Origin of the sequence: Pantoea eucrina, from assembly GCF_002095385.1 — a bacterium.
Lineage (GTDB): Bacteria > Pseudomonadota > Gammaproteobacteria > Enterobacterales > Enterobacteriaceae > Pantoea > Pantoea eucrina.
In genome coordinates this window covers 1-21349 of sequence record NZ_MIPP01000027.1, presented here as the reverse complement: position 1 = coordinate 21349, position 21349 = coordinate 1, and the positions used below count along the sequence as shown (strand labels likewise).

Below are 21349 nucleotides of genomic sequence, written 5' to 3'. Positions count from 1 at the left end.
GTAGTAATGAGGCAACTATGGCTAACGAGGCAGGTGTCTACAGCTATTCAGCCGTTCAGATGGGATCGCCTGTGCTGCTGAAACTCTTTGAAAATAACGCCGCGCTGGCACAGCAGGTGTTTCGCCTGATTGCACAGCAGGAGAATCTGTTTACCGTCAACCGGGTGCAGTCAGAGGTCATGGCAATTAACCATGCCGCTGGCGAGCGACCGGTGGCGGTCAGTCCCGCAGTGTTTAATCTGATTCAGGTGGCCCATACGGTCAGCACGCTGCCGGACAGCGCGTTCAACTTCGCCATTGGTCCGATAGTTAAGCGCTGGAAAATTGGTTTTCAGGGCAACAGCGTGCCCGCTGCCGCTGACATCACCGCGCTGTTGCCCCTTACCAACCCGCATCAGGTCGTGCTGGACGCTGCGGCGCAGTCGGTTTATCTGCCGCAGCGCGGTATGGAGATCGATCTCGGTGCCATAGCCAAAGGCTATATTGCCGATCGGGTGCAGCAGTGGCTGCGTCAGCAGGGAGTGACGCAGGCGCTGATCAATCTTGGCGGCAACGTGCAGACGCTGGGTGCGCCCCCGCATGAACCGCAGGGGTGGCAAATTGGGCTGAAAAAGCCCTTTGCTGACGATAACGCGTTACTCGGCGTAATCGAGGTGCGGGAGAAATCAGTCGTCACGTCCGGGATCTATGAGCGTTACTTTGAACAGCAGGGGCGCTGCTGGCACCATATTTTTGACCCGCGTACCGGCTATCCGCTGGATAATGAACTGTTAAGCGTGACGGTGATAAGTGACCGCTCGCTGGATGGCGACATCTATACCACGCTGCTGTATGGCATGGGCACAGAACAGGGACTGAACTGGCTCGCCAGCCAGTCCGACATCGATGCCATTTTTGTCACCCGCGATCGGCAAATCGTCTGCTCTTCACCGCGTCACTACCGATTCCGGCCAGCTGATACCACGTGGAAACTGCACTACTGACAATATTGCTGCAGCAGCGAGCGATATTCTGGCTGCAGACGATAGCGATAGACCGGACGTCCGGTGGCGCCATAGTGAATGCTGGTAAACAGAATATTGATCTGCGCCAGCCAGATGAGATATTTGCGGCAGGAGACGCGTGAAATATTCACCTCTGCAGCCAGCTCATCGGTCGAGAATTCCTGTGCGGGGTGCGCATCTATCCACTGACAGAGCGTGCGCAGCGTTTGTGGCGTCAGGCCTTTGGGCAGACGCTTATTGTCGTGATGCGTTGCCGGATTGCCGTGGATCAGCAGATCGACGTCAGATTGCTGATAGTGCTGGTGGTTATCCATCAGCGATTTTTTCTGCTGCCAGCTGGTCAGCGCCTCTTCAAAACGCGGAAACTGAAACGGCTTAATAAGATAATCCACCACCCCGTAGTGCAGCGATGTTTTGATATTTTCTGCATCAGCCGCAGAGGAGATAATAATCACTTCTGTCGGGCTTTGCGCTTTTCGCAGCTCAGGCAGCAGATCCAGGCCATTCTCCTGCTGCATATAGATATCCAGCAGCAGCAGCAGATCGATCGGCGTGTCGCTATTGAATAAAAAATCGCGCGCCTGCTGCAGCGTTGCCGCCGTACCACAGCAGTTAAAACCGGGTACCTGACCGATAAAACTGCGGTTGAGTTCGGCAACCATGGCATCATCGTCAACCACTAAAACATTAATCATGCGGTTTAATTTCCTTTATCCCAGGGTAGCTGGACTAAAAATTGCGTGAATACGCCGGGCTCAGACTCTGCGCTGACGCTGCCGCCAAGGCTTTCCACCTGCTGCTTAAGCAGAAACAGTCCGACTCCGCGGTTCTCACCTTTGGTGGAGAAACCTTTATCAAAAATGGTCGCCAGATGCGCAGCATCAATGCCCGGTCCGTCGTCGCTCACTTCGCAGGTCAGCCAGCCGTTTTGATAATGGAGCATCAGGTGGATCTCTCCTTCGGTCTGCTCGCGCAGCGCATCAAGCGCGTTCTCGACCAGATTGCCGGTTACGGTAATCAGCGCCGCCATCTGCGCTTCGCTGCCGCTGTCTGGCAGGTAGCTGGCGTCGCTGATAGTGAGCCGGTGCCCGCAGTCTGAGGCGCGATTGATTTTACTTAACAGGATCCCCGCAATCACCGGGGATTTGATCTTATCCAGCAAAAAGCCGATCTCTGTCTGATAGTTATTGGCGGTTTTCAGGATATACGCTTCAACCTGCGCATAGTTTTTCATATGCAGCAGGCCGAGGATCACATGCAGCTTGTTCATAAACTCGTGCGAGCGTTCACGCAGGGCGTCGACATAGTTTACCATGCCGCTTAAGCGCTGCATCAGCTGGCTGATCTCAGTTTTATCCCTGAACGTACAGACCGCGCCAATAATCCGCTCCGCCGTGCGTACCGGAACGGTATTGGTCAGCAGCAGTCGGCCATTCACGTTAATCTCCTCATCGCGCCGCGCCCGTCCGCTCTGCAGCACGCTGCGCAGCTGCGGTTCGACGGCGGTGGTGTCAGCGCGCCAGCTTTCATCAGGCGCGCGCTGCGTCTGTGCTGCGTCGCTCAGCAGATGGCAGGCAGCCTGATTGATCAGCGTCACTTCATGCCGATCGTCCATCGCCACCACGCCCTCTTTGACGGAATTGAGAATGGCCTGACGCTGCTCAAACAGGGTAGAAATCTCATAAGGTTCCAGCCCGAACAGAATACGTTTCAGCACGCGCACCAGGATCAGCGTACCCAGCGCGCCCGCCAGCGCGCCGATCAGAATAGTCCAGAGGATGATCCAGCGGCTCTGGTTAATCTGATCGGTGACGGCATCCAGTGAGATACCGATAGCCACCACTCCAATCTGCTGATGCTGGGCATTGAACACCGGGGTAAAAACACGCAGTGCCCGAACCAGGGAGCCCTGATTAACAGAGACATTTTCCTGACCGCGCAGCGCAGGCTGAATATCGTTGCCGATGAAATGCTGACCAACCAGTTCCGGATTACGATGGGAGTAGCGTATGCCCGCCATATTAGTGATCGTGATAAAAAGCAGATTGTTGCTGGTCTCAACCGCTTTTGCGACCGGCTGCAGATGAGCTTCAGCGGGGGAGAGCAGCAGCGCTCGCTGAACATCTGGCGATGTGGCCAGCGTACGCGCGACGGCCATCGCTTTATCTTCCAGCTGTGACCGGGTAGAGGCACCAATCTGAAAGAAATAGAACATATGCACGGTACACAGCACCAGGACAATCACGGCGCTCAGCATCAGCGTGACCAGCGTATTAAGTTTCATTGTCCGCCGGCGCATCGGCGTAGCAGGGACTGAAGGCGTCATGGTGGCGTTCACTTAGCGGAAAAGGGGCCTATTATGACGGATAATGGCGGCGCGGTTGCGGAAAATATAACAGGCCACTCTGAATAATGGCCTGCAGATAAGACGGTATGCAGAACTTAAGCGGTTTTCACACGACTGGCGAAGCTTTTACGCAGCTTCTGCAGTTTAGGCGGGATGACTGCCATGCAGTAGCCGTTGCGCTGACCCGCACCTTCCCAGTAGTCCTGATGGTAGGCTTCCGCCGGATACCAGGTTTTGAGCGGTTCTACGGTTGTCACTACCGGCACATCATGATCTTCCTGCGCGCGCGCAATGGCTGCAATCGCTTCTGCTTCCTGTTCAGCATTAGCAGGGAAAATCGCTGAGCGGTACTGCGTTCCGATATCATTTCCCTGACGATTAAGCTGGGTAGGATCGTGCGTGGCAAAACTAATATCCAGCAGATCGCCGTAGCTTATCTGCGCCGGATCAAACCCGATACGGATAGCTTCAGCATGACCGGTTGCCCCGCTGCATACCTGCTCATAAGTCGGATCAGGGCGCTCCCCGCCGGTATAGCCGCTTTCAACCGATTCAACACCAATTACATCTTTAAAAACGGCTTCGGTACACCAGAAACAGCCGCCCGCAACGATCGCATATTCGGTTGCCATTACATTTACTCCTGTCAGGTCGAAAGCTTAAGAGTGCGGGTGAACGGAGCGGAATTCAACCCGATAATCGCAGACCGCACAGGCTGTTCAGGTAAAACGTACTCAGCTGTCCGGGGCGGACTGGCTGAGCAGAGCCTGGAGTCGTGCCGTCAGCTGCTCAAGACTATATTTTGTTGCCTGCCGGACGACCTCTTCGCTTTCGCCGGAAAAACGCTGACAACAGGTCTGAATAGTGCCATCAGGCAGGCCCCAGGCAAACCAGACGGTGCCGGCTGGTGTACCATCCTCGCCGCCATCTGGTCCGGCATAACCGCTCACTGCAATGCTGCTATCGTCGCCGGAAAGCGTTTTTGCGCCTGCGGCCATTTCACGCACGGCGGCTTCGCTGACGGCGCTGTCACGTGCCAGCGTCTCTTCACTGACGTTCAGCACCCGATGTTTCGCCTGATCGGTATAAGTAATAAAGCCGCTGCTGTAAAACTGGCTGCTCTGGCCGACGGCCGCGAGGGTAGAGCCGACCCAGCCTGAAGTACAGGATTCTGCGGTGGTGACAGTCAGTTTTCTTTCAAGCAGAAGATCGCCCAGAATAGTTGCCGTTTCGATTAATTCCTGATTCATATATGCATCCCGATTTATTATTTAAATGTCAGTCAGCCACGCTTCGATTAAATAAACGTTGCCGGATGATAATTATTATAGATGGTGAGTCCGTTTTATCTGGTTAATATGAACTCAGCAGAAGAATATATTAAGCGGGGCGGGTCAATCCGAAGGGGTTGCTTATTAATCAGGCAGGGGTTCTGTCGTATGGTAATTACAGATTCTGCATGGAAATATAAGCGTAGCGGGGCAAGGGCAGGGCGATAAATAACAGATCTGGCAAAGGGATAAATATCGTATGGCGCAATGCCGCCAGGCGTGTAGCTATAACGGACGACATTTGCCAGTAGTGGTCTATACTGAAACCTGAGAACCTGGCGCAAGCTCACATTCTCAGGAGGTAAAGTATGAAAAATGAGTATCCGGTTATTGGGGAAGCCGCCTGGGCGTTAATGATGCGCCGTGCAGATGTGACTCTGGCATCCCTCACGGCTGAACTGCATCAGATGGCTTGCCGCGAAACAGATGCGGTGCGCGACAGCCAGATCCATGAGGCGCAGCAGTGGCTGCTGGACTATCGCTCTACAGAGCAGGCCGACCGTCGTTCTGATTCGCCGTTAAAAGCGCTGTCAGAGCGATCGGATAGCGTTACCGTTGCCGGCACCGGTAACGGTGCACGCCGCCATTAAGCTCCCTGCTCATCGTCAGCCTGTGGCGGCGATGAGCGCACTTCCCGCTGATCTCCCGTCTGAAAATGTGCGTAAATTTGTCTCAACCCTCATCTGATAGCACTTTTTGCAAAAAAAACTTACCTCACCATTCATTATTCTCTGTACAAGTTTTTTGGAAATCCTGTACAACAGGTTAGATTTCCACTTTTTTATTGTTAATTTTAACATTTTACGGGAGTCACTTATGCGCCAGAACGGATATGCTCCGAACTCAGTTGAGGCGATTGCCAACTACTTTAGTAAAGCATCGCTGCCGTCTCAGCAGGAAACGCTGGGACAGATTGTCGTGGAGATTCTGCGTGAAGGCCGCAACCTGAATCGCAAATCCATTTGCACTAAGCTGTTACGTCGCCTTGAACTGGCAACAGAAGCAGAAGAAGAGCAGCATTATCATCAGCTTATCGGCTTGCTGTTTGAGCGGGAAAGCTAATGCCAGATTTACGACCGGGTTATATTCAGACTAAGTAAACAGGGAAGAGTGCACAACCTCATGTATAACCTGTGACCAGCTGTATCGCGCCACGCACTGCGTGGCGCTGTTTTACTGTCGTACTTCATCTTGAAGTGGCGGCAAACAGAGATTCACTATGAAGATGAGCAAACACCAGAAGAGTATAGACGAAATCATCGGTGAAGCTGCCCTGACGCTGCTTCAGCGCTCCGGGCCTGTTAATACCCACGCGCTGATGGCAGAGCTGCAGAATATGCAGATGCAGGCCACCGATGAAGAGTATCGCACCGCAATCAGCATGGCCCTGAAAGAGGTCCGGACCAGCATTTCTCTTGGTCAGCAACAACGAAACGAACCGGAAAAAGATAACGTTCATCCCCTGTTTGGCAATGACCAGTCATCCGGCAATAGCCGTAAACATTAATCCAGCCCGATAAGGTATACTGCGGCCTTATCTTTAACAGTTTGAGACGGAAAATGGCAGATTTTCAAAACTTATACAATGTGCTGCCTGATAATGAGCTGGCTGCGCATTTTCGCGATGCCGGCCATGCGTTAAGCGATGAGTCACAGGTGCTGGATGGGGTAATACGCAGCATCCTTGCTACTGAGGGACGAGTGACTAATAAGTCGATTATTCTTTACCTGATTATGGCGCTGGAATCGGCCAGTGGCAGCGCTGAAGCTGACGTTCTGCGTCGCACACTGGAAATTGTTGTTGGCTATACGCCAGACGATGCCTGACCACGCTTTCTGCTCTTCCATCCGTGAAGAGCTTCTTCCATTTTCCTTTCAATCCTGCTCATGCGTTTCTTTCTTTTCTGTACACTTTTAGCTGAGTTGTACAGTTAATTAAAAGCAGCGCGCTTAATTAACGTCATTCAGTTTAAAGTTGTACATCTGCCTGATTAACGCTGAAATAGCTATTCGGTTGCTTAACGGCTCAGGCTCACTCCAGGAACATTTACCGTGACCTGACGAACCGGGCGCGCATTCAGACGCTTACTTCTGCCGGACTTAATTTTTTGTAGCCAGCTTTGCAACTGTTTTATCTCTTCCTGCGCGGCAGATTCATTGCTGACATTACAGATAAAGAGCTGGCTGAGCGTCTGATGCTCTGCTGCAGTAGCGTAGATTTCAAAGCGGCCATCGCGCTGCTGTAATTCTACGCTGGTAAAGTGCAAATGCTCCCATTGCTGTAACCGTGTTTTAAATCGAGCGAAATCCATAAAAGTTCCTTAACTTCTTATAGTGATTATTGGTACTAACGTGACTAAAGGAACATAGACCAGAATCAGAAAAACGCCAGAATAAAAAAATAAAAATTTTAACGTGCTGAGTTTGCTGCGTTAATTAACGCGATTTTACCGTCTCGCTTATTATTTTTGCGCCTGAGGCTGGCTTACGCCGTTAAAAAAATTGCTTTTAAGATGAAAAAACCGCCCGAAGGCGGTCAGAAGGAGGGGCGTCTATTCAGGCTGCTTATCACCCGATTCTGGCGCACTGCCCGCATCATCATCAGGCAGTTCAGGCTCATCTTTACCAGGCTGATAACCTGCGTGAGCACGCTGTAGAGGTTTATGATGCATTGATCTCTCCTTACGGGTTACGTCTGTGGCTTTTCACTACCCAGTTCAGCACCGGTTTCCGGATTAACATCAGGATTCGAGGCGGTTCTGGTGGCCATAGCCTTCAGCGCTGCCGCTTCATCCGCAGAGAGCACCACTGAGGCGTGACCATCGCCGCCATCTACGGCAGGCTGAGGATCGGCGACATAGTTGAAGTTCTCATCTGAATTCCAGCTGCCGCGTACATCATCCCCGTCAGACATACTGAAATAAGTATGCGCATACTCTTCGATTGGCGGCAGTTTACCCGGTGGAAAGTTATTGCGGATAGAGTAGAGCGCCTTTTCAAAAGAGAGCTGGTGGGCGGCTTCACGCGTCATCAGAAAGCCCAGTGCATCTTTTACGCCGACGTCATCAGTCACATTAATCAGGCGTTCATAAATAATCTTAGCGCGTGACTCCGCGGCGATATTGGAGCGCAAATCCGCCGTCACTTCGCCAATAGTATCGATATACGCTGCGGTCCATGGCACGCCACCTGAGTTTGTCAGTGGCGGGCCGCCACCATAGAGAATAGAGGTAAGATGACTGTCATTACCCGCACCGGTAATAGAGCGATAAAGTTCGCCCTCCGCTTCCGTGCCTTCAGCCAGCTTGCCTTTGGCTCCTTTATTAAGCATACCTACCAGCGAACCGATAATTTCAAGATGGCTCAGCTCTTCGGTCGCAATGTCCATCAGCATGTCACGGCGTCCGAGATCGTCATCTCCCAGACCCTGAGTAAAATAGCGCATGGCAGCTGCCAGTTCGCCCTGCGGGCCGCCAAACTGCTCCAGAAGCAGATTAGCCAGTCCGGGATTCGGTTCACTTACCCTGACGGTGTACTGCAATTTTTTAACGTGTCGAAACATGGCTCACCTCAGTGTTAACAGTCAGGCCGATAGGCTGGCCTTTGTAATAATGCGTTACTGCTGTTCCGCAATGGTTGTGAGTTTTTCATCGGTAGATTTTTCTTCAGCCAGCGTTTCTGCCAGCAGACTGGCGGCCTGATCGAGGCCCAGCTTTTTGGCCATGGCCACCAGCGTGCCGTAGGTGGCAATTTCGTAGTGTTCAACTTTCTGCGCCGCGCCTATCAGGCCAGCATCACGCACCGGGCCCGCTTCGGTCGCGTCAATCAGCTCCTGCGCTTCCTCTACCAGACCTTCCAGCGCATGGCACTTCATGCGTTTAATGCGTAATTCTTCGTGCGCTTCCACTGCCTGATCAAGACGATCAATTTGTCCCTGGGTCTCTTCCAGATGTTGTTTAAAAGCTGCTTTAAGCGTTTCATCAGAAGCTGCACGCGCCATTTTGGGCAGCGCGCGGGTAATCTGTTTTTCTGCACTATAAACATCTGAAAGATCGTGAATAAAAAGGTCGAGCAAAGATTCAACTTTCATAAGCGTTCTCCATGCAGTAATAAACAGCAAAGCAGACGTCGAATGACGTATGTAGTTTATTCATTAATATGAGATTTCAGACAGCAGAGGTTAGCGTTCTCTGATGCGGAATAGTCATTAAACGCGCAATCACTGCACCGCAGGGTTCATCCCTGAAATAAGCTGTCAGGCGCCGCGATTGCCGCTCTGACTCCCTTTCTTGCCAGCGTCAGACGCCTTTTCACGGTCGTTGCCGAAACTTCCGCCGCTATGCTGTCCGCCTTTTTTACCCGCTTCAGATGCCCGCTGTTTGTCGTCTGCGAAATTACCTGAACCGCCTCGATGTTGAGTCATAATATATTTCCTCTTCATGAGTTGATAATGACATGATCTGAATGACCAATCATGTGCGAGCTGCGTATTTAATAGTAATCGCGTTTCTTTAATCTGCAAGCGGGACGGTTTGATTATGTGCTCATAAGAATTATCTGCAGAGTCTGATTTTGTAGTCTTTATTATATTTAAGCGCAGCGACAATTAACGCATCGCTTAAATATATTTATGCGCTTCGGTTAACAATTAATTTATTGAAGCATCAGATGAATATTGTCGGCGGGCTGATTCGCAGCATGTTGTTTTCTCGATTAAGGTTAGTTATTACCCTGTAACGAGGAGAAGAGGTGATGACCGACTCTGTGACCACGGCTGAACTGGAACTGCTTGATCGCTACTGGCGAGCAGCGAACTATCTGTCTGTGGGCCAAATCTACCTGATGGCGAATCCGCTGCTGCGTGAAACGTTGCTGCCTGAGCACATTAAACCAAGATTGCTGGGACACTGGGGGACCACGCCCGGACTCAACTTTATCTATGCCCACCTCAACCGCGTTATTCGCCAGCGCAACGCTGACCTGCTTTACGTCTGCGGCCCCGGGCATGGCGGCCCCGGTATGGTGGCCAATAGCTGGCTGGAGGGAACCTACAGTGAAATCTACCCGCAGGTCAGTGAAGATGAGCAGGGTATGCAGCGTCTGTTCAAACAGTTCTCTTTTCCCGGCGGCATTCCGAGCCATGCGGCGCCTGAAACGCCAGGCTCAATCAATGAAGGGGGAGAGCTGGGCTATTCGCTCTCGCACGCTTTTGGCGCCGCATTCGATCATCCGGATTTAATTGTGCCCTGCGTTATTGGTGACGGTGAAGCAGAGACCGGTCCGCTGGCCGCCAGCTGGCACGGGATCCATTTTCTTAATCCGCAGCGTGACGGGGCCGTATTGCCTGTTCTTCACCTCAATGGCTACAAGATCGCTAATCCGACGCTGCTGGGGCGCACCAGCGACGAAGATTTGCAGCAGCTCTTCAGCGGGTATGGCTATGAGCCGCTCTTTGTCTGTGGCGATGATCCACAGCGCATGCATCAGGAGATGGCCACTACGCTGGATCGCGCTTTTGATACTATCGCATCCATCCAGCAGCGGGCGCGCAGTGGCACCCATAGTGAAGAGATACCGCGCTGGCCGATGATCGTGCTGCGCACGCCAAAAGGCTGGACAGGACCCAAAGAGGTTGATGGCAAAAGGGTCGAAGGATTCTGGCGCGCGCATCAGGTGCCGGTCGCCGGATGCCGCGAGGATGAGGCGCACAGGCAGATCCTCGAAGCGTGGCTGCGCAGTTATCAGCCTGAAACGCTGTTTGACGCCAGTGGACGTTTAAACGCTGAACTACGGGCGCTGGCTCCGGCGGGTGATAAACGGATGAGTGCGACCCCTTACGCCAACGGCGGGCGGCTGCGGCGGCCGCTTGCCACGCCTGATATCCGGCAGTTTGCGCTCGGGCTCAGCGCACCGGGCGCAGAGCAGGGCGAAGCGACGCATCAGTTTGGCCTCTATCTGCGCGAAATTTTTCGCCTCAATAGCGATAATTTCCGTCTTTTTGGTCCGGATGAGACCGCTTCAAACCGGTTGTCGCCGGTATTTGACGCCACCAGCCGCAGCTGGATGGCGCCGCTGGAGCCGTGGGATGAACAGCTGGGACGCGACGGACGCGTGATGGAGATTTTGAGCGAGCATCAATGTCAGGGCTGGCTGGAGGGCTATCTGCTTACCGGGCGTCACGGCCTGTTCAACTGCTATGAAGCGTTTATTCATATTGTCGACTCCATGTTTAATCAGCACGCTAAATGGCTGAAAGTGTCGCGCAAACTGCCGTGGCGGCAGCCAGTCTCTTCCCTGAATTATCTGCTTTCGTCTCACGTCTGGCGTCAGGATCATAACGGCTACAGCCATCAGGACCCTGGTTTTCTCGATCACGTTGTGAACAAAAAGGCAGACATAGTGCGCGTCTGGCTGCCGCCTGATGCCAACTGCCTGCTCTGGACGGGCGATCACTGTCTGCGTACCTGGGATCGCATCAATGTCATCGTGGCGGGTAAGCAGCCCTCACCACAGTGGCTCAATATCGATAGCGCGATTGCGCACTGTGAAGCGGGCATGGGCATCTGGCAGTGGGCCAGCTGCACAGATGAACCTGACGTGGTGATGGCGTGTGCAGGCGATGTACCGACTATGGAAACGCTGGCGGCGGTCGATCTGCTGCGGGAGTTACTGCCGTCGCTGCGCGTGCGCGTAGTAAACGTTGTTGATCTGATGGCGCTGCAGAGTGATGAGCAGCATCCGCATGGCAAAAGCGAGGCGGAGTTTGAGCACCTGTTTACCGCTGACAAGCCGGTAATCTTTGCCTTCCACGGCTATCCGGGGCTGATCCATCGTCTGACTTATCAGCGTAATAATCATCGTAATTTTCACGTGCATGGATTTAACGAAGAGGGCACTACCACCACGCCTTTTGATATGACCGTGCTGAACCGGCTCGATCGCTATCATCTGGCGCAGGCTGCGCTGCTGCATGTGCCCGGCGTGGCTGAAGATCATCCGGATCTGCTGGACGATCTGCAGGCGCGTCTTGCGGCGCATCACGCCTGGGTGCGGGAGTATGGTGAAGATGTGCCTGAGGTACGCAACTGGCGCTGGCGGGCCGCTGCGTCCTCAGCGTCATCTCTCAGGGGTGTTTAGGCGGCATACGGCGGCGCTGATAGCGTTTTTTTCCCAGAGCCAGCGCGGAGGCGCTGGCCGGGTCGAACAGGGAGAGGCTCTCAATCTGATCAACCATCAGCACCTTACGAAAATCGAGGGCGCTTTTCGGTGAGGAGAGGAAACTGATCTCATGCTCGTGATACCAGCGGCTATAGTTGTGCTCAATCGCAAGATTTAGCGTGCGCGCATCGCGATAGCCGCTCAGCATCGGGATCATCACGATATTTGCCGTGCCGGGAAATTCAAACGTGGCGGCGTGGATCATGCCAATGTAAATCCGGCGGGACTTCAGCGTAACCCATGCCAGTTCACCCTCTTCCATGCAGTGCAGCAGCAGCTGTTCAATACCGTTAGAACGCGAGAGGCGCTGATATAACTCTTTACGGCTGCCGGGTGTCAGGCGGGCGCTGCCGGCCCAGTTGGAGCGGTAAACACAAAATATCACCGCAAAGGTCAGCATAATGACCACCGGTGCCTGGATGCCCAGAAAGCTCCAGGTCATAAAATCGACGTGCCAGTTAGCATGATGTTCAGCACTCAGGCCGAACGTGTTATTCGCAAACGAGGCGCCCAGCAGCAGGAGCCAGACAATAGCCGTTGCCAGCACCCCTTGTACAACAAAAATGCAGCCGTAAAGGGCAATCAGAAAATAGACGTCCCAGCCGAATGAGCGCTTTATTTTTAGCCGGCTGGACATATCGCGGCTGGTATACCAGTAACCGCATACCATCAGAACCATGAAAATCGCCGTGCCCATTTAAATTTCCTTCAGAGTTGAAACGTGTTCAGCAAAATCTTTATGGACTTCAGGACTGAGCGGGTTGACCGAGGCGTTGCCATCTTCATCGATTATAATTCTGTCACCATCCTCCATCGACTCAGTGATATCCTGTTGTGTCATGACCTGCAGTAAGGATTCAGGGCTGCTGAACAGCGAGCATAAAAAACGTTTCATGACGGGCGTAAATCCTTTCAGTATTAAAAGTTAAGTCTGGAGTAAAACCGGGAAAGTAAAACGACTTTAAGAGTTGTCTGCGGCAGGAGAAACAGCAAGCGTAACGGCAGATTAAAGCGAGGAGAGTGAGAAGAGAGCGAAGAGGTGAACTGCAGCGCATCCCTGTGCTGCTGGCTAATCAGGAACCTTTACGGCTGCTCTGGCCACCTTTTTTGCCTGCTTCAGATGCTTTTTTAGGGTCATCTTTAAAGCTGCCGCCGCTTCCGCTGCCGCTTTTCTGTCCACCTTTTTTGCCCGCGTCAGATGCTTTCTGCTTATCGTCTGCGAAGTTACCTGAACCGCCTCTGTGCTGAGTCATGATATAGCCTCTTGAAGAGTGTTTAATAACATGATGAATCATTGCAGTTATGTGCGTGGTACGTTTTAAAGAATAATGGTGAATGCAGTCTGTGCAAGCGAAGCGGAAAATATAATTAAGTAATTGTTTTAAAGCACTTTTAAAGATTTTTTTATGGCGCACAAAATATAAAAGCTGCAGCCAGAATTAAAAAGCGTCATTAAATTAGCAGCATAGCGAATTAAACAGGCCAGTGATGTCGGAGCGGTTTAAGGCGATTATCCGGAATAATTGGCAAAATTAATCAGATATGTGAGCCAGAGAGGCTTTTCGCCCTGAGTCAGATACGCAGGGCAGGCGGATCAAATCAGCATCCCCAGAATCTGCAGCACGCTCTGCTGTGAGGCGGTGACAAAAGGAATATCTTTAATATGCTGCATGCCAAACGCCTCATAGAATTTTCTGGCTCTGACATTAGCGTCCATCACTTCCAGCCACAGGTAGCCTTCCTGCCGGCTGCGCGCGCTGGCAATGATGCTCTCAAACATCCGTCTTCCGACGTTTTTGCCTGTTTCCTGCGGATCGAGATAGAGCTTGCAAAGCTGAGCACCCCGCATCCCGGAATCGGGCACCGGCACACTCCACTTTACTTTGGCAAAACCGATAGGCTGCGCTGACTCAGCAATCAGCCAGCTTTCACTGGCATCGGTCAGGCTGCTGGCAAGCGCATCCATGCCGTACTCTTTGCTGATAAACGCATCCATTTCATCTGCAGAGACCCACAGGTGTTTAAAGTGCGCGCTGTAGGTCATACGCCCTAGCTGCTGCAGTAAGCCGGCGTCTTCCGGCCGGGCGTGGCGAATAGTCAATGCCATTATGCGGATTCTCCATGAAGTCTGCGCCACGTGCGACGCAGAGTGATACACACTCCTGACGGGCGATAATACGCGAATGGCGTGCGGGATGTGATAGCGATCTGCTGAAACCGCGCAATAAGGGTTTAAGCGGTATCACTTTTTGCACGACGGCAGGCTGAAAATAATGACTGGCAGGAGTAGCTGGTCAGCGCTGCGGTAGCGCAAAACAGGGAGTAATGTAAATATTGAAACCGCTTTTATTCGCCTGCGTTTTATCGCGGGTGAATAAGCTTCTGCAGGCAAATAAACTCATTAAATTGCGTCTCTCTTAACGCAGGCCGGAGGCGGCTTCAGAGGCCGTAACGTAAACTTTCCGCGCGTTTCGCCGTTTCATATACGTATTGCAGCATCGGCTCCAGATCGGCATCGGGTCCGGCGCTGATGATCTTGCTACGCAGCCACTCAATTTCGCTGGTAATATCCGGATGGAAAATCGTATTGTTCTGCGCATTACGCAGCCACTTCAGCAGGAAATTATTTTTCCCCCGCAGATGAGCGCTTTTTTTGGATTGAGCATGGATTTTAAGCGCAACCAGAATGCAGTAGTAAAAATGGACGCGCTGACTGTAGTTTTGCACCATTATATCGCTCTTTATCATCGATATCGTTGACCCGCGTCAGTGTGCATAAATGCATCATTCAGGTCAATTCCGCTGCAACTGAAGCGGTAAAAAAACGGGACGCGCAGCTCTTTTTAAGAATTTCTTTATGCGGGATGAAGCGGTTCTCATTCCGGGATTCATTCTTGTTTTAATTTTTACAGGACGCCGCTGCTGGCTACAGGAATAATCTGAATTAGTGCAGAGGAAAAAGTCATACATATTTACCGCTGCTGTACACATTTATTATTTTTTTATTATCGTTTCTTTGATTATTAAAATGCAGGGCAGAGCGGTAAATCGGATGCTATTTTCTCCGGCCAGCAACTTTTATGGCAAAAAGCGTAATAAGGTCTACACTTATTGCTGCCGATGTTCATTGTGCGTCAGGTTATGCAGTTATACATGGCGTTAACCCGGAAAGGTTGCGCATTTATTAGTGGTTTACCCTAAGCGTTTTATCTGCAGCACGCCTCTGAACATCCTGATTTTTACCCTTAAAAGGAGGAGACGTGACATCTGTGGTAAGCGAGATCAATACCCTGCCGTCGTTAAGCGGCGGCCTTTACGCCTTCTTTTTTGACGTTGACGGCACGCTGGCAGCCATTGAAGCACAGCCCGATCAGGTCACCATTCCCGCCCGCGTTCGTCAGCATCTGCAGCAGATCTCTAATCTCAGCCACGGTGCGCTGGCGCTGGTCTCCGGACGGCCAATATCCCAGCTGGATAAGCTGGCAGCGCCGCTTGAAGCGCCGGCGGCGGGCGTGCACGGCGCAGAGCGCCGCGATGCAACCGGTCAGATTCATAGTCATGCACTGCCGGATACGGTTGCCTCAGCGCTGCATGATGAGCTGGAACAGGCATTCAGCCAGTGGCCAGGGGCAGTGCTGGAGGCTAAAGGCATGGCGTTTGCGCTGCATTTCCGCAACGCCCCTGAGCATGAGCAGGCAATTATGCAGCTGGCGGAACAGATTGTTAGCCGCTTCTCTGAGCTCACGCTGCAGCCGGGCAAATGCGTGGTCGAAATCAAACCTCAGGGAATCGATAAAGGTGCGGCCATTAACACTTTTATGCAGGAAGCGCCTTTTGCAGGACGTATTCCGGTGTTTGTGGGTGACGATCTCACCGATGAAAAAGGCTTTCTTGCGGTCAATGCGCTACAGGGCATCTCTGTCAAAGTTGGCGAAGGCCCCAGTGAAGCGCGCTACCGGCTGCCGGACACCAACGCTGTCTGGCAGTGGCTGGAGCAACTATTATTACAATTAGAGCATGACAATATTGGTAAGGAGTTCAGGTTATGAGTCGTTTAGTCGTGGTATCTAACCGTATTGCTATCCCCGACGGAAGCAAAAGCAGCGCAGGCGGCCTGGCCGTAGGTATTCTTGATGCGCTTAAAAATACCGGTGGTTTATGGTTTGGCTGGAACGGAGAGATCAGCGAATATTCGGGTGAAGAGGAAGAGCCGCTGGCAAAACTGGAGCACGATGGGATCACCTATGCTTCTTTCCCGCTCAACCAGAACGATTATGATCAATACTACTGCCAGTTCTCTAACACAGTGATCTGGCCCGCTTTCCACTACCGGCTCGATCTGGTGCAATATCAGCGTGAAGCCTGGGAAGGGTACTGCCGGGTCAATACGGCGCTGGCTCATCGTCTCAAACCGCTGATTCAGTCTGATGATGTGCTGTGGATCCATGATTATCATCTGCTGCCGTTTGCAGCCGAGCTGCGTAAGCTGGGCGTGACGAACAGAATCGGTTTCTTTTTACATATTCCTTTCCCGACGCCGGAAATCTTCAATGCGCTGCCGCCGCATCAGGAGCTGCTGGAGATGCTGAGCGATTATGATCTGCTGGGCTTCCAGACCGAATCTGACCGGGTTGCGTTTCTTGACAGCCTGAGCCAGCAGACGCAGCTGCAAAACAAAGGCGAGAAAAAGCATCGGGCTTACGGCAATACGTTTATGACCGAAGTCTATCCAATTGGTATTGAACCTGACGCGATCAAAGAGATGGCGGAAGGGCCGCTGCCACCTAAGATGGCTGCAATGAAGCGTGAACTGGGCGATGCCAAAAACATCATCGCCTGTGAGCGCCTCGATTATTCCAAAGGTCTGCCCGAGCGTTTTCTGGCTTATGAAGCGCTGCTGGAAAACTTCCCGCAGCATCGCGGGAAAATACGTTACTCGCAGATTGCGCCGACCTCGCGGGGCGATGTGCAGGCCTATCAGGACATCCGCCACCAGCTGGAGACCGAAGCGGGGCGCATCAACGGTAAATATGGCACGCTGGGGTGGACGCCTCTTTACTATCTCAACCAGCATTTTGATCGCCGTCTGCTGATGAAAATTTTCCGTCTCACCGATGTCGGCCTGGTGACACCTCTGCGTGACGGGATGAACCTGGTTGCGAAAGAGTATGTGGCGGCACAGGATCCGGATGACCCGGGCGTGCTGGTTCTGTCACGCTTTGCCGGTGCAGCGAACGAGCTGACCTCGGCGCTTATTGTGAATCCTTACGATCGTGACGAAGTGGCTGCGGCGCTGGATAAGGCGCTCACCATGTCACGTACGGAACGCATTACCCGCTATAACGATATGATGGCGGTGCTGCGTAAACAGGATATTTCACACTGGCGCGAAACGTTCCTGCACGATCTCAATGCGCTGCCCGCACGCGGCGACGATCACGGGACGGCAAATAAAGTTGCCACGTTTCAGAAGCTGGCATAACCGGTAGCTGAAAGCGATTATGGGGGAGTGCATTAATGCACTCCCTTTTTTATTGCCGTGCGCCCGCCAAAAAGCGTTATTAAAAAGAGAAACCCGGCTAAGCATATTTGTCATCCCGTTCACTGTTACCGAGCGGCTTATCCGCATGCGCTCCGGTAAAAAGCGATGAAACCGAAGCGGCAATACAGAAGAAATCGATTTCATATGTCGTGCCGCTAAACGGTTGATGAGCGAGCAATATGCGGGGTCTGGCGCAAAAACAGCCGTGATTTTGTAAGTTTTGTTATCAGAGCTAAAGTTTTCTCTGGTCATGCCGATGATAGTTATACATCAGTGCGTTTTCTGTACCACCCATTCATTTTGCTAATGTAACAGCCAGTTACATCCATACCCGTTTTCTCACCTTTGCTGACGTTGTCTTGACACTTCATTTGTCAGGCGCCATCACGTTTTACATGCTGTTTACGATGCGGGAGTGATGCCACCTGGCAATATTCCCTGTAAGTGATTAATTTAAAACTTATAAAATAAGGGTGTTTCTGGTGTTTTGTGCTGCAACAGAGGTCCGGGGTAGTGGGTTGTGATGAGATAACCGCAACATGGCAACAAAAGGATCGGCATAACGTGACCTGTGTCGACTAAACGGAAATATGAGAAATTCCTTAGGAAATATTAGCGGAAAATTTGAAAATTGAGCAAAAAACAGACAAAACGCAAGCATCCCTGAAGCTTCGGTAAAAAAATTTGCCTTAAAAGTGTGACGCAGATCACACTTTATCTAAAATTCCGGTCCGGTCACGTTGTATGTCGGATTGAGACCATATAGATTTGCGTTGTTTTCAGATTAGTCTTAAAAAACGATAAAAAGACATCAGGGAAGAAGGTTAAGACTCAGGAAAAAATGGCCTGGAATTTTGACTGCTACTACTGAATGTCCCGGTAGGAAATGAAACAATTAAATATATGTTGGCTTATGCCTGATTTTATTTTTTGCCATCTTTAGATTTACCAACCAGCAACCCGAACCATAGAGATTAAATTCTGTGGCCGTATATATGCCGCGTCTATCAGGATGGAAAAAATGGGAACATCAGAATTACTAAAACATATATATGACATCAATCTGTCATATTTACTGCTCGCGCAGCGCTTAATTAACCAGGAAAAACCTTCAGCTATGTTTCGTCTGGGTATTGATGAAGCAATGGCAGATGCACTCGCTCAGTTAACCTTACCTGAAATGGTAAAGCTGGCTGAAACGAATCAGCTGGTATGTCAGTTCCGCTTTACCGATCACAATTTAATTAATCGTCTCACGCAGGAATCACGTGTCGACGATCTGCAGCAAATTCACACCGGGATCCTGTTATCCAGCCGTCTGCTGCGCAGCGTTTCAAAAACTGAAACCAGCACCAAAAAGAGGGCAGTATAATGAGCGATAAAAGTATCGTTCAGGAAGCGCGTGATATTCAGCTGGCTATGGAGCTGATCACGCTGGGTGCCCGTCTGCAGATGCTGGAGAGTGAAACGCAATTAAGTCGTGGTCGCTTAATTAAATTATATAAAGAGCTGCGCGGTGCGCCGCCGCCAAAAGGTATGCTGCCATTCTCTACCGACTGGTTCATGACGTGGGAACAGAATATTCACGCCTCGATGTTCTGTAACGCCTGGCAGTTTTTACTCAAAACCGGCTTAAGCAGCGGCGTGGAGGCTGTTATCCAGGCCTACCGTCTCTACCTTGAGCAGTGTCCGCAATCGGACGAGGGCCCGCTGTTGGCGCTGACGCGCGCCTGGACCCTGGTGCGATTCGTTGAAAGTGGGATGCTGGAACTCTCTGACTGCAAAAGCTGTCACGGCAGCTTTATTAATCATGCACATCAGCCCGCGGGCAGCTTTGTCTGCAGCCTGTGCCAGCCGCCTTCACGTGCCGTAAAAAGACGTAAACTTTCTGCAGATACTGCCGATACCTTTCCACAACTGCTGGATGAACAGGTTAAACGCGCCGTTTAAGTATGTTCGCATTGTGGAAGCCATCCAGCAGCGGGTTACCCCCGCTGCTTTTTTTTGCCTCCGATTTGTGAATATCGCCTGCGGCCCTCTGGCTTAACTTCCACCAACACGTTACGGACGTAAGGATGTTTTTGTGCTGATTATTCTGGGTTATATCGTGGTCCTTGGTTCCGTGCTGGGCGGTTATCTGATGGTCGGCGGCCATTTAGGGGCGCTTTATCAGCCATCTGAACTGCTGATCATTGGCGGGGCAGGTATCGGCGCATTTCTGGTCGGTAATAACGGTAAGTCTATTAAGAAGACGCTTAAGGCGCTGCCGCTGCTGATGCGCGGCTCTAAATATAATAAAGCGGTCTATATGGATTTGATGGCGCTGCTTTATCGGCTGATGGCGAAATCCCGTCAGCAGGGCATGCTGTCGCTGGAACGCGATATTGAAGATCCCTCGCAGAGCGAAATTTTTGCTAATTATCCGCGTATTTTAACCGATAAACAGTTAGTGGATTTTATTACCGACTATTTGCGTCTGATGGTCAGCGGAAACATGAATGCCTTTGAAATTGAAGCGCTGATGGATGAAGAGATCGAGACCTATGAGCATGAGTGCGAAGTACCAGCGCAAAGTTTATCTGCCATCGGCGATGGCTTGCCGGCATTCGGCATTGTTGCAGCGGTAATGGGGGTCGTGCATGCGCTGGCGTCAGCCGATCGTCCGGCGGCAGAGCTGGGCGCGCTAATTGCGCACGCCATGGTGGGCACCTTCCTCGGCATCCTGCTGGCCTACGGCTTTATTTCACCGCTCGCGTCGGTATTGCGTCAGAAGTGCGCCGAGACCACCAAGATGATGCAGTGCGTGAAGGTTACGCTGCTTTCCAGCCTGAACGGGTATGCCCCGCAGATCGCCGTCGAGTTTGGACGTAAAACGCTTTATTCCACAGAGCGTCCTTCGTTTACTGAACTGGAAGAGCACGTGCGCAACGCTAAAAACCCGGCTAAACAGACTTCGGACCAGAGTTCATGAAGCATGACAATCGCCCGATTGTGCTGGTTAAACGGCGCAAACATAAAAAGCATGAAGGCAGCCACGGCTCATGGAAAATTGCCTATGCCGACTTTATGACGGCGATGATGGCGTTCTTTATGGTGATGTGGCTGATCTCAATTGCCAATCCGCAGGAGCTGGTTCAGATCGCCGAGTATTTCAAAACCCCGCTTAAAGTTGCGGTTACGGGCGGACCACGCAGCAGCGACAGCGAGAGCCCGATCCCGGGGGGCGGAGACGATCCGACCCAGCAGAAAGGCGAAGTCAGAAAGCAGGTGGATATGGATGCACAAAAGCGCCAGCTGGATGAGATCCGTCTTAACCGGCTGCGCGAAAAGCTCGATCAGCTGATTGAAGCCGATCCTCGCCTGAAAGCGCTGCGGCCGCATCTGATTATTAACATGGTGGAGGAGGGGCTGCGTATTCAGATTATCGACAGCCAGAACCGCCCGATGTTTAAAACCGGCAGCGCCGAGGTTGAACCCTATATGCGCGATATTCTGCGCGCGGTTGCGCCGCTGCTAAACGATATTCCGAACAAAATCAGCCTCTCTGGTCACACCGATGACTTTCAGTATGCCAGCGGTGAACGCGGCTACAGTAACTGGGAGCTCTCCGCCGATCGGGCAAATGCGTCCCGCCGGGAGCTGGTTATCGGGGGGCTGGACAGCAACAAAATGCTGCGCGTCGTGGGGATGGCCGCCACGATGAAGCTTAAAAACCGTGGCGCTGATGATGCGGTCAACCGCCGTATCAGCCTGCTGGTATTAAATCATGATACTGAAGCCGCCATAGAAAAAGAGAATGCCGAAAGCGATGCCGTTCAGGTCAGCGATCCGGCACATATGATTCCCACTATCACTGCACCAGCCGGACCGGCTGCGTCGGCAGCGACCGCACCGACCGCTTCGGCGG

The 21349-nt window shown here is 52.0% G+C and carries 25 protein-coding genes; 12 read left to right on the top strand and 13 right to left on the bottom strand.

Annotated features, from left to right (window positions below; all coding sequences use genetic code 11):
* The first annotated feature begins 17 nt into the window (after positions 1-17).
* Complete coding sequence (locus HA43_RS12470; protein ID WP_071668757.1) at positions 18-983, top strand: FAD:protein FMN transferase; 966 nt, start codon at positions 18-20, stop codon at positions 981-983.
* Here HA43_RS12470 and dcuR read toward each other — a convergent pair.
* The 4 genes from dcuR to HA43_RS12450 all read right to left on the bottom strand — a co-directional run bounded on the left by dcuR (position 977) and on the right by HA43_RS12450 (position 4601).
* A complete protein-coding gene (gene dcuR, locus HA43_RS12465) occupies positions 977-1699 on the bottom strand; it encodes a two-component system response regulator DcuR (protein WP_094111800.1) in 723 nt (240 codons plus the stop codon). The genes HA43_RS12470 and dcuR overlap by 7 nt on opposite strands.
* A 5-nt stretch (positions 1700-1704) precedes the next feature.
* Positions 1705-3330 (bottom strand): sensor histidine kinase, encoded by a 1626-nt coding sequence (locus HA43_RS12460; protein WP_039383951.1) that lies wholly within the window; start codon positions 3328-3330, stop codon positions 1705-1707.
* 116 nt (positions 3331-3446) lie between these two features.
* Positions 3447-3983 (bottom strand): peptide-methionine (S)-S-oxide reductase MsrA, encoded by a 537-nt coding sequence (gene msrA, locus HA43_RS12455; protein ID WP_039383953.1) that lies wholly within the window; start codon positions 3981-3983, stop codon positions 3447-3449.
* 102 nt (positions 3984-4085) lie between these two features.
* Positions 4086-4601 carry a CinA family protein gene (locus HA43_RS12450; protein WP_094111799.1) on the bottom strand — a complete coding sequence of 172 codons (516 nt, stop codon included), beginning with the start codon at positions 4599-4601 and terminating at the stop codon, positions 4086-4088.
* A 389-nt stretch (positions 4602-4990) separates the two neighbouring features.
* Between HA43_RS12450 and HA43_RS12445 the strand changes: the two genes are divergently transcribed.
* From HA43_RS12445 to HA43_RS12430, 4 genes are all read left to right on the top strand, one after another.
* Positions 4991-5272, top strand: coding sequence for a hypothetical protein (locus HA43_RS12445; protein WP_094111798.1), 282 nt, complete (start codon positions 4991-4993; stop codon positions 5270-5272).
* 226 nt (positions 5273-5498) lie between these two features.
* Positions 5499-5744: a regulatory protein YcgZ gene (ycgZ, locus tag HA43_RS12440; protein ID WP_039383960.1), complete on the top strand. Its 246-nt coding sequence runs from the start codon at positions 5499-5501 to the stop codon at positions 5742-5744.
* Positions 5745-5901: 157 nt separating this feature from the next.
* Complete coding sequence (locus HA43_RS12435; RefSeq protein WP_039383963.1) at positions 5902-6189, top strand: hypothetical protein; 288 nt, start codon at positions 5902-5904, stop codon at positions 6187-6189.
* Positions 6190-6242: 53 nt separating this feature from the next.
* A complete protein-coding gene (locus HA43_RS12430) occupies positions 6243-6509 on the top strand; it encodes a biofilm development regulator YmgB/AriR family protein (RefSeq protein WP_039383965.1) in 267 nt (88 codons plus the stop codon).
* A gap of 191 nt (positions 6510-6700) precedes the next feature.
* Here the strand turns inward: HA43_RS12430 and HA43_RS12425 are convergent, their stop codons facing one another.
* From HA43_RS12425 to HA43_RS12410, 4 genes are all read right to left on the bottom strand, one after another.
* Complete coding sequence (locus tag HA43_RS12425) at positions 6701-6994, bottom strand: hypothetical protein (RefSeq protein WP_052246483.1); 294 nt, start codon at positions 6992-6994, stop codon at positions 6701-6703.
* 377 nt (positions 6995-7371) lie between these two features.
* The gene (locus HA43_RS12420; protein ID WP_039383967.1) at positions 7372-8244 is read right to left on the bottom strand and encodes a manganese catalase family protein; all 873 of its coding nucleotides are present in this window, start codon (positions 8242-8244) and stop codon (positions 7372-7374) included.
* A 54-nt stretch (positions 8245-8298) separates the two neighbouring features.
* Positions 8299-8772, bottom strand: coding sequence for a YciE/YciF ferroxidase family protein (locus tag HA43_RS12415; RefSeq protein WP_039383968.1), 474 nt, complete (start codon positions 8770-8772; stop codon positions 8299-8301).
* A 165-nt stretch (positions 8773-8937) separates the two neighbouring features.
* The gene (locus HA43_RS12410; RefSeq protein WP_094111797.1) at positions 8938-9105 is read right to left on the bottom strand and encodes a con-10 family general stress protein; all 168 of its coding nucleotides are present in this window, start codon (positions 9103-9105) and stop codon (positions 8938-8940) included.
* A gap of 329 nt (positions 9106-9434) precedes the next feature.
* On the opposite strand from HA43_RS12410, the gene HA43_RS12405 reads away from it, so the two are divergent.
* Entirely contained in the window at positions 9435-11819 is a 2385-nt protein-coding gene (locus tag HA43_RS12405; protein WP_094111796.1) for a phosphoketolase family protein, read from the top strand.
* Here HA43_RS12405 and HA43_RS12400 read toward each other — a convergent pair.
* From HA43_RS12400 to HA43_RS12380, 5 genes are all read right to left on the bottom strand, one after another.
* Entirely contained in the window at positions 11806-12597 is a 792-nt protein-coding gene (locus tag HA43_RS12400) for a hypothetical protein (RefSeq protein WP_039383973.1), read from the bottom strand. The two genes, HA43_RS12405 and HA43_RS12400, sit on opposite strands and share 14 nt — an antisense overlap.
* Entirely contained in the window at positions 12598-12795 is a 198-nt protein-coding gene (locus HA43_RS12395; RefSeq protein WP_094111795.1) for a hypothetical protein, read from the bottom strand. It abuts the gene before it with no gap.
* Between the two features lie 178 nt (positions 12796-12973).
* On the bottom strand, positions 12974-13153 hold the full coding sequence (locus HA43_RS12390) for a KGG domain-containing protein (RefSeq protein ID WP_039383978.1): 180 nt from the start codon (positions 13151-13153) through the stop codon (positions 12974-12976).
* 341 nt (positions 13154-13494) lie between these two features.
* The gene (locus HA43_RS12385) at positions 13495-14007 is read right to left on the bottom strand and encodes a GNAT family N-acetyltransferase (RefSeq protein WP_094111794.1); all 513 of its coding nucleotides are present in this window, start codon (positions 14005-14007) and stop codon (positions 13495-13497) included.
* A gap of 332 nt (positions 14008-14339) precedes the next feature.
* Positions 14340-14630: a DUF2913 family protein gene (locus HA43_RS12380; protein WP_039383983.1), complete on the bottom strand. Its 291-nt coding sequence runs from the start codon at positions 14628-14630 to the stop codon at positions 14340-14342.
* A 530-nt stretch (positions 14631-15160) separates the two neighbouring features.
* Between HA43_RS12380 and otsB the strand changes: the two genes are divergently transcribed.
* The 6 genes from otsB to motB all read left to right on the top strand — a co-directional run.
* Positions 15161-15949 (top strand): trehalose-phosphatase, encoded by a 789-nt coding sequence (gene otsB / locus HA43_RS12375; protein WP_094111793.1) that lies wholly within the window; start codon positions 15161-15163, stop codon positions 15947-15949.
* Positions 15946-17382, top strand: a complete 1437-nt coding sequence (gene otsA / locus HA43_RS12370) for an alpha,alpha-trehalose-phosphate synthase (protein WP_039383988.1) — start codon at positions 15946-15948, stop codon at positions 17380-17382. Before otsB ends, otsA begins: the two co-directional genes overlap by 4 nt.
* Before the next feature lie 1081 nt (positions 17383-18463).
* A complete protein-coding gene (gene flhD, locus HA43_RS12365; RefSeq protein WP_065649518.1) occupies positions 18464-18814 on the top strand; it encodes a flagellar transcriptional regulator FlhD in 351 nt (116 codons plus the stop codon).
* Positions 18814-19392: a flagellar transcriptional regulator FlhC gene (gene flhC, locus HA43_RS12360; RefSeq protein WP_071668763.1), complete on the top strand. Its 579-nt coding sequence runs from the start codon at positions 18814-18816 to the stop codon at positions 19390-19392. The genes flhD and flhC overlap by 1 nt, the downstream gene beginning before the upstream one ends.
* 133 nt (positions 19393-19525) lie before the next feature.
* Positions 19526-20413: a flagellar motor stator protein MotA gene (gene motA, locus HA43_RS12355; RefSeq protein WP_039383995.1), complete on the top strand. Its 888-nt coding sequence runs from the start codon at positions 19526-19528 to the stop codon at positions 20411-20413.
* The coding region (gene motB, locus HA43_RS12350; RefSeq protein WP_128083813.1) for a flagellar motor protein MotB at positions 20410-21349 on the top strand (940 nt) is incomplete at its 3' end. The genes motA and motB, both read left to right, overlap by 4 nt.

Excerpts from the sequence above, each read along its gene's own strand:
- HA43_RS12385 (WP_094111794.1), bottom strand. The coding sequence starts at position 14,007 with ATGGCATTGACTATTCGCCACGCCCGGCCGGAAGACGCCGGCTTACTG.
- HA43_RS12400 (WP_039383973.1), bottom strand. The coding sequence starts at position 12,597 with ATGGGCACGGCGATTTTCATGGTTCTGATGGTATGCGGTTACTGGTAT.
- otsA (WP_039383988.1), top strand. The coding sequence starts at position 15,946 with ATGAGTCGTTTAGTCGTGGTATCTAACCGTATTGCTATCCCCGACGGA.
- HA43_RS12445 (WP_094111798.1), top strand. The coding sequence starts at position 4,991 with ATGAAAAATGAGTATCCGGTTATTGGGGAAGCCGCCTGGGCGTTAATG.
- HA43_RS12425 (WP_052246483.1), bottom strand. The coding sequence starts at position 6,994 with ATGGATTTCGCTCGATTTAAAACACGGTTACAGCAATGGGAGCATTTG.
- HA43_RS12380 (WP_039383983.1), bottom strand. The coding sequence starts at position 14,630 with ATGGTGCAAAACTACAGTCAGCGCGTCCATTTTTACTACTGCATTCTG.
- flhD (WP_065649518.1), top strand. The coding sequence starts at position 18,464 with ATGGGAACATCAGAATTACTAAAACATATATATGACATCAATCTGTCA.
- HA43_RS12390 (WP_039383978.1), bottom strand. The coding sequence starts at position 13,153 with ATGACTCAGCACAGAGGCGGTTCAGGTAACTTCGCAGACGATAAGCAG.
- HA43_RS12420 (WP_039383967.1), bottom strand. The coding sequence starts at position 8,244 with ATGTTTCGACACGTTAAAAAATTGCAGTACACCGTCAGGGTAAGTGAA.
- HA43_RS12470 (WP_071668757.1), top strand. The coding sequence starts at position 18 with ATGGCTAACGAGGCAGGTGTCTACAGCTATTCAGCCGTTCAGATGGGA.
- HA43_RS12395 (WP_094111795.1), bottom strand. The coding sequence starts at position 12,795 with ATGAAACGTTTTTTATGCTCGCTGTTCAGCAGCCCTGAATCCTTACTG.
- dcuR (WP_094111800.1), bottom strand. The coding sequence starts at position 1,699 with ATGATTAATGTTTTAGTGGTTGACGATGATGCCATGGTTGCCGAACTC.
- HA43_RS12410 (WP_094111797.1), bottom strand. The coding sequence starts at position 9,105 with ATGACTCAACATCGAGGCGGTTCAGGTAATTTCGCAGACGACAAACAG.
- flhC (WP_071668763.1), top strand. The coding sequence starts at position 18,814 with ATGAGCGATAAAAGTATCGTTCAGGAAGCGCGTGATATTCAGCTGGCT.
- HA43_RS12460 (WP_039383951.1), bottom strand. The coding sequence starts at position 3,330 with ATGACGCCTTCAGTCCCTGCTACGCCGATGCGCCGGCGGACAATGAAA.
- ycgZ (WP_039383960.1), top strand. The coding sequence starts at position 5,499 with ATGCGCCAGAACGGATATGCTCCGAACTCAGTTGAGGCGATTGCCAAC.
- HA43_RS12405 (WP_094111796.1), top strand. The coding sequence starts at position 9,435 with ATGACCGACTCTGTGACCACGGCTGAACTGGAACTGCTTGATCGCTAC.
- HA43_RS12435 (WP_039383963.1), top strand. The coding sequence starts at position 5,902 with ATGAAGATGAGCAAACACCAGAAGAGTATAGACGAAATCATCGGTGAA.
- msrA (WP_039383953.1), bottom strand. The coding sequence starts at position 3,983 with ATGGCAACCGAATATGCGATCGTTGCGGGCGGCTGTTTCTGGTGTACC.
- HA43_RS12450 (WP_094111799.1), bottom strand. The coding sequence starts at position 4,601 with ATGAATCAGGAATTAATCGAAACGGCAACTATTCTGGGCGATCTTCTG.
- HA43_RS12430 (WP_039383965.1), top strand. The coding sequence starts at position 6,243 with ATGGCAGATTTTCAAAACTTATACAATGTGCTGCCTGATAATGAGCTG.
- HA43_RS12415 (WP_039383968.1), bottom strand. The coding sequence starts at position 8,772 with ATGAAAGTTGAATCTTTGCTCGACCTTTTTATTCACGATCTTTCAGAT.